Source organism: Actinophytocola sp. (assembly GCF_035942955.1).
Classification (GTDB): domain Bacteria; phylum Actinomycetota; class Actinomycetes; order Mycobacteriales; family Pseudonocardiaceae; genus DASYTH01.
The window spans coordinates 26,615-36,849 of sequence record NZ_DASZCQ010000044.1; the positions used below are offsets into that span (position 1 = coordinate 26,615).

Annotated in this window: 10 protein-coding genes; 9 read left to right on the forward strand and 1 reads right to left on the reverse strand. The window is 71.7% G+C overall.

What is annotated here, in order from left to right:
• Positions 1-51 precede the first annotated feature (51 nt).
• Positions 52-1,137 (forward strand): LLM class flavin-dependent oxidoreductase, encoded by a 1,086-nt coding sequence (locus tag VGX25_RS04465; RefSeq protein WP_326916295.1) that lies wholly within the window; start codon positions 52-54, stop codon positions 1,135-1,137.
• On the opposite strand, the gene VGX25_RS04470 is transcribed toward VGX25_RS04465, so the two are convergent.
• Complete coding sequence (locus tag VGX25_RS04470) at positions 1,134-2,156, reverse strand: LacI family DNA-binding transcriptional regulator (RefSeq protein ID WP_326916296.1); 1,023 nt, start codon at positions 2,154-2,156, stop codon at positions 1,134-1,136. The two genes, VGX25_RS04465 and VGX25_RS04470, sit on opposite strands and share 4 nt — an antisense overlap.
• Before the next feature lie 88 nt (positions 2,157-2,244).
• On the opposite strand from VGX25_RS04470, the gene VGX25_RS04475 reads away from it, so the two are divergent.
• From VGX25_RS04475 to VGX25_RS04510, 8 genes are all read left to right on the forward strand, one after another.
• Complete coding sequence (locus tag VGX25_RS04475; protein ID WP_326916297.1) at positions 2,245-2,607, forward strand: hypothetical protein; 363 nt, start codon at positions 2,245-2,247, stop codon at positions 2,605-2,607.
• 159 nt (positions 2,608-2,766) lie between these two features.
• Positions 2,767-3,159 (forward strand): hypothetical protein, encoded by a 393-nt coding sequence (locus VGX25_RS04480; RefSeq protein ID WP_326916298.1) that lies wholly within the window; start codon positions 2,767-2,769, stop codon positions 3,157-3,159.
• A 52-nt stretch (positions 3,160-3,211) separates the two neighbouring features.
• Complete coding sequence (locus VGX25_RS04485) at positions 3,212-4,156, forward strand: threonine ammonia-lyase (RefSeq protein ID WP_326916299.1); 945 nt, start codon at positions 3,212-3,214, stop codon at positions 4,154-4,156.
• Between the two features lie 249 nt (positions 4,157-4,405).
• Positions 4,406-5,539, forward strand: a complete 1,134-nt coding sequence (locus VGX25_RS04490) for an agmatinase family protein (protein ID WP_326916300.1) — start codon at positions 4,406-4,408, stop codon at positions 5,537-5,539.
• A gap of 46 nt (positions 5,540-5,585) precedes the next feature.
• Positions 5,586-6,587, forward strand: coding sequence for an ABC transporter substrate-binding protein (locus VGX25_RS04495; protein WP_326916301.1), 1,002 nt, complete (start codon positions 5,586-5,588; stop codon positions 6,585-6,587).
• The gene (locus VGX25_RS04500; protein WP_326916302.1) at positions 6,584-7,492 is read left to right on the forward strand and encodes an ABC transporter permease; all 909 of its coding nucleotides are present in this window, start codon (positions 6,584-6,586) and stop codon (positions 7,490-7,492) included. Before VGX25_RS04495 ends, VGX25_RS04500 begins: the two co-directional genes overlap by 4 nt.
• Complete coding sequence (locus VGX25_RS04505) at positions 7,489-8,271, forward strand: ABC transporter ATP-binding protein (protein WP_326916303.1); 783 nt, start codon at positions 7,489-7,491, stop codon at positions 8,269-8,271. The genes VGX25_RS04500 and VGX25_RS04505 overlap by 4 nt, the downstream gene beginning before the upstream one ends.
• Positions 8,268-10,235, forward strand: a 1,968-nt coding sequence (locus VGX25_RS04510; protein ID WP_414635713.1) for a nitrate- and nitrite sensing domain-containing protein, incomplete at its 3' end; no start/stop codon positions are given. The genes VGX25_RS04505 and VGX25_RS04510, both read left to right, overlap by 4 nt.

Consider the following 10,235-nt stretch of genomic DNA (forward strand, 5'->3'; position numbering starts at 1 on the left):
GCGCGACACCGGCGTGCGGAGTCGTTGCACGGTCAACTAGGTTGGGCGGGTATGCAGTTCGGAATCTTCACCGTCGGAGACGTGACTCCCGATCCCACCACGGGCCGGGAGCCGTCGGAGCACGAGCGGATCATGGCGATGGTCACGTTCGCGTTGAAGGCGGAGGAGGTCGGGCTCGACGTCTTCGCCACCGGCGAGCACCACAACCCGCCGTTCGTGCCGTCCTCGCCGACCACGATGCTGGGCTACATCGCCGCCCGCACGACGAACCTGGTGCTGTCCACGGCCACCACGCTGATCACCACCAACGACCCGGTGAAGATCGCCGAGGACTACGCGATGCTGCAGCACCTGGCCGGCGGCCGGGTCGACCTGATGCTCGGCCGCGGCAACACCGCACCGGTCTACCCGTGGTTCGGCCAGGACATCCGCAACGGCATCCCGCTGGCGTTCGAGAACTACGCGCTGCTGCACCGGTTGTGGCGCGAGGACGTGGTCGACTGGGAGGGTCGCTTCCGGACCCCGCTGCAGTCGTTCACCTCGACCCCGCGCCCGCTCGACGGAATCCCACCGTTCGTCTGGCACGGCTCGATCCGCAGCCCTGAGATCGCCGAGCAGGCCGCGTACTACGGCGACGGGTTCTTCGCCAACCACATCTTCTGGCCCAAGGAGCACACCCAGCGCATGGTCGCGCTGTACCGGGAACGGTTCGAGCACCACGGCCACGGGCGAGCGGACCAGGCGATCGTCGGCCTCGGCGGGCAGGTGTTCATGCGCCGCCGGTCGCAGGACGCCGTCGACGAGTTCCGCCCCTACTTCGACAACGCCCCGGTGTACGGGCACGGTCCGTCCTTGGAGGACTTCACCGCGCAGACCCCGCTGACCGTCGGCAGCCCCCAGCAGGTGATCGACCGCACGCTCACGTTCCGCGAGTACGTCGGCGACTACCAGCGCCAGCTGTTCCTGATCGACCACGCCGGACTCCCGCTCAAGACCGTTCTCGAGCAGCTCGACTTCCTCGGTGAGGAGGTCGTTCCCGTGCTGCGCAAGGAACTCGACGCGGTCCGCCCCGCGCACGTCCCCGACGCCCCCACCCACGCCTCGCTCAAGGCCGCGGCGGCCGCGAGAGCGGGTTAGCCGGGCGGGGCGGTGCTCTCCCGGACGATGAGCGTGGTGGCCAGCTCTATCCGGTTGCCGGGCAGGGTGTCGCCGCGGGACATGGTGATGATCAGGTTGGCGGCGGCGGCGCCCATGTCGACGAGGGGCTGGCGGACGGTGGTCATGGGCGGGCCGGCCCACTGGGTGAACGACAGGTCGTCGAAGCCGACCACGCTGAGGTCCTCGGGAATGCGCACGCCGGCCCGGCGGGCGGCCTCGTAGACGCCGAACGCCTGCAGGTCGTTGGCGGTGAAGATCGCGGTCGGCGGGTCGGGCAGGCGCAGCAGGGCCTCGCCGTCGCGGCGGCCGCCCTCGACGTAGAGGATGCTCTCCCGGACCAGCTCGGGGTCGACCGGCACCCCGGCGGCGTCCATGGCGGCGCGGAAGCCGTCCAGCCGGGCCCGGCAGCACGGCCACCCCGTCGGCCCGCTGATCATGGCGATCCGCCGGTGCCCCAGCTCGAGCAGGTGCCGGGTGGCGGCCAGGCCGCCGTTCCAGTTGGTGGCGCCCACCGACGGCGTCTCGTGCAGCGGCTCCCCGGTCGGGTCGAGCACCACGAGGGGGATGGACCGTGCGGCCAGCTGGGCCTGCTGCGCGGTGGTGAGGTCGGAGAAGACGGCGATCACGCCGGTGGGCCGGCGGGTCAGCACCTGCTCGGTCCAGGCCCGGCCCGGGGTCAGCCGGCCCTGCATCTCGGTGAGCACCACGGCCAGCTCGTGCTCCCTTGCGACCCGCTCGACCCCGCGGATGATCTCCAGCGCCCACAGGCTTTCCAGCGCGTGGAAGACCAGCTCGAGGATGGCCGCCGGCTCGATGTGCTCGGGGCGGCGGTAGCCGTGCTCGTTGATGACCTGCTCGACCCGGCGGCGGGTGTCCAGGGCGACGCCGGCCTGACCGTTGATCACCCGGGACACGGTCGGGGCCGATACGCCCGCCAGCCGCGCGATGTCGGCGACGGTCAGCTCACCCCGCCGGCGGGCCCTGCGCGCCGTCGTCATCGCGCCAGTCTAGGTCTCATGGTCGGTCCCGCGAGGCCGGAGCCGTGGGGTCTTGAAACCTATCTGAATCAGGTGTGAAAGTTTCACCATGCGAGCCACCCGACGGGCCCTCGCGGGCCTGCTCCCCCGGCGCATCAGCGGGGTGACCCCCACGCTGTTCCGCCCACCCTTCGGCGAAACCAACGATCAGGTCCGCGCCGACGCGGCCCGGCTTGGCATGGCCGAAGCGTTGTGGAGCGTCGGCAGCCGCGACTGGGCCGGCGCCACCACCGCCGAGATCGCCGCCGCCGCATCCCGGCTCGAACCCGGCGGCATCATCCTCATGCACGAAGGCATCCAAGCCACCATCGACGCCGTCCCGGCGATCCTCAGTGGACTGTCCATCCGCGGCCTGTGCCCCGGCAGGATCGCACCCGGCCCCGACGGCACCCCGGTCGCCGTCGCCCCTTGACCGTCGGACCCTCGACAACCTCGTCGACAACCACGTCGATGATCGGCTCCCGGTCACCGGTAAAACCGACGGTCGGTGACCGGGAGTTCAACCCGAATCCGCCGCCGCGCGTGACCACCTATGCTCACGCGCGAGGACCGGCGGAGGAGAGGCGACGAGGTGGCTACCTGGACCGACGTGATCAACTATGTTCGGGTGCGGTACGAGGTGCTGGAGGAGACGGCCGAGTGGCTGCGTTTCCGCCTGGACACCGAGGGTGACCGGACCCAGCAGGTGTCGGTGCACCACCTGCCCGGGGCGGACGGGGCCGACCTGGTCGAGATCTCGTCGCCGGTCGGTTGGGCCGACAAGATCGACCTCCGCCGCCTGCTCGAGCTGGCCGGGACCACCCGGATCGGCGGGGCGGCGGTGGTGGACGGGGTCGCCCTGCTCAAACACGCCACGCCGCTGGCCGACCTCAGCATTCGAGCGGAGTTCGAGCACCCCCTCACGCAGCTGGTCGCCCACGCCGACGACTTCGAACGGAAGCTGACCCGCAGCGACCAGTTCTAGACCGCGGCGACACCGTTCGAGACGACTTCGACCGAGGAGGGGGCATGACCGCATGACCGCGGCGCGGGCGGTCGAGGTGCCGACGGACGACGACCTGCGGCGGGCGGCGTCGGTGGTGGCGCGGCACCTGCGGCCGACGCCGCTGGTCGAGCTGTCCGTGCCGGGGGCCGGCCAGGTGCTGGCGAAGCTGGAGACGGTGCAGCCGACGGGATCCTTCAAGGTGCGCGGCGCGCTGGTCGCGCTGACCGGGTACGCCGGGCGGGCGGTGGTCACGGCGTCGGCCGGCAACCACGGGCTCGCCGTCGCGTTCGCCGCGGCCCGGCTGGGCATGGCGGCCACCATCGTGGTGCCGCGCACGGCGTCGACGGCCAAGATCGAGGCGCTCCGCCGGCTCGGCGCCGACCTGGTGCTGCACGGCGACGGCTACGAGGAGGCCGAGCGGCACGGGTTGGGGCTCGCCATGGAGGGCGTCTACGTGTCGGCGTACAACGACCGGTACGTCATCGCCGGGGCGGCCACCTGCACCGCGGAGGTCCTCGACGCCGGGCTCGGTGAGTGCACGCTGATCGTCCCGGTCGGCGGGGGCGGGCTGATCTCCGGCGCGGTGCTGCGCGCGGCCGGGCGGCCGGATGCCCGGGTGGTGGGCGTGGAGGCCGCCGCGTCCTGCCCGGTGTCCACGTCGGTCGCCGCGGGCCGGGAGGTCGTGGTGCGGGTGGACGAGACGCTGGCCGACGGCCTTGCCGGCAACTTCGAGCCCGGCTCGGTCACGCTGGGCGTGGCGGCGTCCGGAACGCACACCTTCGCCACGGTCACCGAGGCGGAGATCGCCGCCGCGATCCGGTTCCTGGCCCTGGACTGCGGGCTGGTCGTCGAGGGCGCCGGCGCGGTCGGCGTCGCGGCCCTGATGTCCGGCAAGGTCCCCGTCGCCGGCACCCCGGTGGTCCTGCTGACCGGCCGCAACATCGCCGCCCGCACCCTCGGCGGGATCCTCTCCTGACCTGGAGCGCGGTCCGGCAGGCAGGCTCGGCCCGCCGAGAAGCCCGATCGGGTCCTGATCGGACCGGCGCTGACCAGGTGGGGCAACCCGTTGTGCAACTTGCGGCACTCGATAGGCTGACGTCGCTAGGCGACAGAGTGTCAGCCTGCGCGCACAGTTCGTATGGACTTTTCCACACAGCGACCGAGCTGACGCGCAGCGTCACCTAAGATCGCCTGCAGGCAGCGCGGCGGGCGAAAGGGTGTGCCGATGACTGAGCCTGGGGGCTCGGCGTTACACGACAACTACGGACCCGAGGCGCGCGCCGCCGTCGAACGCGAGGCGCGGCTACCCACCGCCGCCTGGGAGCGCGAGGTCGCCCGCGGTCTGGAGCTGGGCCTGCCGGGGGCCGACTCTATCGTCGACAAGCGCATTCCCACGTTCTCCCGCGGGGAGCTGCCCCACTTCGCCGGCATCAACACGTTCCTCAAGGCGCCCTACGTCGAGGACGTCCGCACCTGCGGCGAGTACGACGTGGTGGTGCTCGGCGCGCCGTTCGACGGGGGCACCACCTACCGCCCAGGCACCCGGTTCGGCCCCCAGGGCATCCGCAAGATCTCCGCGCTGTACGGCCCGTACAACTTCGAGCTCGGCGTCGACCTGCGCGAGTCGATCACGATCGCCGACGTCGGCGACGTGTTCACGATCCCGGGCAACATCGAGAAGACGTTCGACCAGATCTCCAAGGCGGTCGGCCACGTCTACGCCAGCGGCGCCTTCCCGGTGGTGCTCGGCGGCGACCACTCCATCGGCTACCCGACCACCCGCGCGGTCGCCGGGCACCTGAGCGGCAACCTCGGGATCATCCACTTCGACCGCCACGTGGACACCCAGGAGACCGACCTGGACGAGCGGATGCACACCACGCCGTGGTTCCACGCGACGGACATCCCCAACGTGCCGCCGAAGAACCTGGTGCAGATCGGGATCGGCGGCTGGCAGGCGCCGCGGCCGGGGGTCAGGGTCGGGCGGGAGCGCGGCACCACGATCATGACCGTCACCGACTGCGTCGAGATGGGCATCGAGGCGGCCGCGGCGCGGGCGCTGGACGTCGCCTGGGACGGGGCCGATGCGGTCTGGCTCAGCTTCGACGTCGACTGCCTCGACGCGGCGTTCGTGCCGGGCACCGGCTGGCCGGAGCCCGGCGGCTTCCTGCCGCGCGAGGTGCTCAGGTTCATCCAGCTCGTCGCCGAGCGCCCGCTGGCCGGGATCGAGGTGGTCGAGTGCTCGCCGCCGTACGACAACGCCGAGATCACCTCGCTGATCGCCACCAGGGTCATCTGCGACACCCTCGGCTGCCTGGTCCGCGCCGGCCACCTGCCACGAAGTCGCGGCGCCCCATAGATCTCCAGAACTCCCCAATCCCCTTCCCCCACTGGAGTTCGTTGTGATGTCCCGATTGTCCGCCCGCCTGCTCGCGGCGGTCATGGCCCTCGTCGCCCTCGCCGGCGGGGTCTCGGCGTGCACGTCCGCGCCGGCCGCATCCGACACCAAGATCACTCTCGGGTTCAGCGCCTGGCCCGGCTGGTTCCCCTGGCAGGTCGCGCAGGAGCAGGGCCTGTTCGCCAAGAACGGGGTCACCGTCGAGCTGAAGTGGTTCGACAGCTACACCGAGAGCCTCAACGCCCTGTCCAGCGGCGTGATTGACGCCAACAGCCAGACGCTCAACGACACGCTGGTGTCGGTCAGCGGCGGCGCCAAGCAGACCATCGTCCTGGTCAACGACAACTCCACCGGCAACGACAAGATCATCGCCCGGGAGGGGATCACCGGCGTCGCCGACCTCAAGGGCAAGAAGGTCGCCGTCGAGCAGGGCACCGTCGACCACTACCTGCTGCTGCTGGCGATGGCCGAGGCCAAGCTCGGCCCGCAGGACATCGAGCTGGTCAACCTGGTCACCGACGCCGCCGCGGCCGCCTTCGTGGCCGGGCAGGTCGACGCGGTCGGCGCCTTCGCCCCGTTCACCACCACGGCCCTGGAACGTCCGGGCAGCCGGGCGATCGCGACGTCGGCGGAGTTCCCGGGCGCCATCCCGGACCACCTGGTGCTCAAGGCCGATCTGGTGCGGGACCGGCCCAACGAGGTCCAGGCCCTGGTGAACACCTGGTTCGAGACCGTGAAGTGGATCAGGGACAACAAGGACGCCGCGGTCGGCATCATGGCCAAGCGCGGCGGGGTGAGCCCCGAGGACTACCGCACCTACGACGCCGGGACCACGATCTTCACCCGGCAGCAGAACCTCGACGCGTTCACCCCGGGGACCACGCCGGCACACCTCAACTTCCAGGCCAACAAGATCATCGACTTCATGACGGGCACCGGCCTGGTGGACAACCGGCCGTCGCTGGACGGGCTGTTCGATGACCGGTTCATCAAGGCGGTGCCGGAGTGAAGGTGACCGCCGTGCACGGCGACGGGGTGACGGACACGGCGCGCGACGCGGCCGGGCCGGCGCCGGCGCCGGCGCGAGCGCGGGACTGGCCACCGTTGCCGCGGCGGCCGCGTCCCCGTCCGCCGTGGTCGCTGCTGGCGATCCGAGCGCCGATCCCGCGCGCCGCCCGGTGGACGTTGACCGTGCTGTCGCTGGCCATCCCGCTCGCCGCCTGGATCGTGATCAGTGCGGCCGGAGCCGTGTCGGCCACGTTCCTGCCGTCGCCGCGCGCCGTGCTCGTCGCCGGCGTGGACATGGCCGGGTCCGGCGAGCTGCTCGCCGACCTGTGGGCGACGACGCAGCGGGTGTTGTACGGCTTCGGGCTGGCGGTGCTGGTGTCGGTGCCGCTCGGCATCGTGATGGGCACGTTCCACGCCGGCCGGGCCGCGTTCGAGCCGCTGATCGGGTTGCTGCGTTACCTGCCGGCCAGCGCGTTCATCCCACTGCTGATCATCTGGCTCGGGCTTGGCGAGCCATCCAAGATCGCACTGCTGTTCATCGGCACGGTCTTCTTCAACACGCTGATGACCGCCGACGTCGTGCGGGGCGTGCCGCGTGAGCTGATCAACGTGTCGTACACGCTCGGCGCGCGCCGGGGCGAGGTGCTGCGCAAGGTGATCGTGCCGCATTCGCTGCCCGGCATGATCGACGCGATCCGGGTCAACGCGGCGGCCGCGTGGAACTTCGTGGTGGTGGCGGAGCTGATCAACGCGACGGCCGGGCTCGGCCACCGAATCGTGCGGTCGCAACGTTTCCTGCAGACCGACAAGATCTTCGCGGTGCTGATCGTGATCGCGCTCGTCGGGGTGACCATCGACGTGGCGCTGCGGCTGGTGCGGGCCCGGGTCGGGCGGTGGGTCGGATGACGACGCTTGAACTGTCCAATGTGGTCAAAGACTATCCGGTGCGTGGGCGCACGCTGCGCGCGCTCGACGGGGTGAACCTTCGGGTGTTGCGCGGGGACTTCCTCTGCGTGGTCGGCGCCAGCGGCTCCGGGAAGTCCACGCTGCTGTCCCTGGTGGCGGGGCTGGACCTGCCGACGGCGGGCACGATCACCCTGGACGGCGAGCCGGTCACCGGTCCCGGGCCGGACCGCGGGCTGGTGTTCCAGAGCGGCTCGCTGTACCCGTGGCGGACCGTCGAGCGCAACGTCGCGTTCGGACTGGAGCTGCTGCCGATCGACCGGTCCGAGCGGGACCGCCGGGTCGACTGGTACCTGGCCGAGACCGGCCTCGACGGGTTCCGCCGGTCCCTGCCCCGGCAGCTGTCCGGCGGCCAGCAGCAGCGGGTCGCGATCGCCCGCGCGCTGGCCTGCGAGCCGGAGGTGCTGCTGCTCGACGAGCCGTTCGGATCCCTTGACGTGCAGACGAAGGAGGACATGCAGGTCCTGATCAGGCAGGTATGGAAGGACACCGGCACCACCGTGCTCATGGTGACCCACGACGTGGAGGAGGCGGTGTTCCTCGGCACCAGGGTCGTCGTGCTTGCCTGCGACCCGGGCCGGGTGGCCGCGGAGATCCCGGTCGACCTGCCGGACGAACGCGACCTCGCGCTCAAGCGCACGCCTGAGTTCCACTCCCTGCGGGCCTCGATCGAGGACCTCGTCCGGGAACAGCACCGCAGAACGGGAATGTGGGAAAGGTGAAAGCCAGGAAACGCGGCGCGAACCGGGCCGGGCGCGCCGCCAACGCCACGCGGCGGCGCGCACGGCTGCGGCCGGGCATCCGCGGCAAGCTGAACATGCTCCTGCTGCTGCCGCTGGCGGCCGTGCTGGTGATCGCGGTTCCGTTCGTCCTCGGCCAGATCGACAACGCGCGATCCGCCGGGCAGACGGCGCTCGCGGCGCATCACACCAGGGAGATCGGTGGGCTCATCTCCGAGCTGCAGCAGGAACGCCTGCTCACCGCGGCCTACCTGGCCGCCCCGACCACAAGCGACTCGGCTTTGGTGCGCCAGCAGCGCACCGTCGACCGGAGCGCGGGCGGCATGTACGCGGCGCTGGCGCACGGCGGCGCGGTGTCCGACGAGCTGTCCGCAGCGCTGGTGCGCATCGGCTCCCTGCGGGAGATCCGCGAGAACGCGCTGCGCCGGGGCGTGTCGCTGGACAGCGTCGCCCGGACCTACCACGCGATCATCGGGGCGCTGGTCGACGCGCTGCGGCTGGTTCCCCAGCGGACCAGCGACGCCGAGGGCACCCGGCAGCTCACCGCGCTCGAGGCGCTGCTGCGCGCCAATGAGCAGAACTCGTTGTACGGCATGGCTTTGATCGTCGCGGCGGTCAGCCCGGAGACCGGGACGGTGCTGCTCGACGACGCCGCCGCGCAGGCCGACCTGTCCACCGAGCGGTTCGTCCAGCAGGCCGACGTCGAGCACGCCGCGCTGGTCGTGACCGTCACGCAGGGTCAGGAGGCGCGCCGGATCGCCGAGCTGGCCACGCGGCTGCCCGGCGCGCGAGACCCCGGCGCCGGCACGGCGTTCGTCGCCGACGCGCTGGCCGCCGCGGAGGCGCAGTCGAGCCTGCGCCGGATCGTCCAGGACCGGGTCACCAGCCAGATCACCGACGCCGCCGCGGGCCGCGCGGACGGCGCCCGCTCGGTGGCGTGGACGGTCGGCCTCGGCGCGGCCGGGCTGTTCGTGCTCGTCGCGCTGCTCACCGTCGTGGTCAGCCGGTCGATCGCCAACCCGTTGCGGCGGTTGACGTCGGCGGCCACGAGGGTCGCCGACCTCGCCCAGGCGGAGCTCGTCCGGGTCACCGACACCGAGGTGCCCGAGGAGCAGGTGCCCCGGCTTTCGGCGATCGAGCTGTCCTCGAAGGACGAGCTGGGCGACCTGGCGGCGGCGTTCAACCGGGTGCAGGCCACCGCGGCCATGCTCGTCGAGCGGCAGGCCGTCACCCGGCGCAACGTCAGCCTGATCTTCGCCAACGTCGCCCAGCGCACGCAGAACCTGGTCGGCCGGCAGGCCACCCTGGTCGACGAGCTGGAGCGCGACGAGCAGAACACCGAGCTGCTCGAGCGCCTGTACCGGCTCGACCACATCTCCACCCGGCTGCGGCGCAACGCCGAGAACCTCCTCGTCGTCGCCGGCAGCCGGGACGAGAACAAGATCGCCGGCCCGATCGAGCTGGCCACCGCGCTGCGCTCGGCGCTGGCCGAGATCGAGGACTACCAACGGGTTCGGCTCGGCGCCGTCGACGAGCTGATGCTGGCCTCCCAGCTCGGACCGGACCTGATCCTGATGTTCGCCGAGCTGCTGGAGAACGCGACCGCCTTCTCGCCCCCGGAGTCCTTTGTGGACGTCGGTACGACATTCGGCCCGGACGGGTCGTGCGTGGTCAGCATCGTCGACCACGGCATCGGGATGCCACCTGAGCGGATGGCCGAGGAGAACCACCGGCTGGTGCAGCGCGAGCGCCTGGACATCGCGCCGACCAGCGTGCTCGGCCTGTTCGTCGTCGGGCGGCTGGCCCGCCGGCACTCGCTGTGGGTCGAGCTGGGCGCGACGCCGGGCGGCGGGGTCACCGCGCGGGTGGCCATCCCACCGAACCTGTTCAGCCCCAAGGCGGCGCCGGCCCGGGAGCCCGAGCCGGCCGCGGCGCCCGGCCAGACG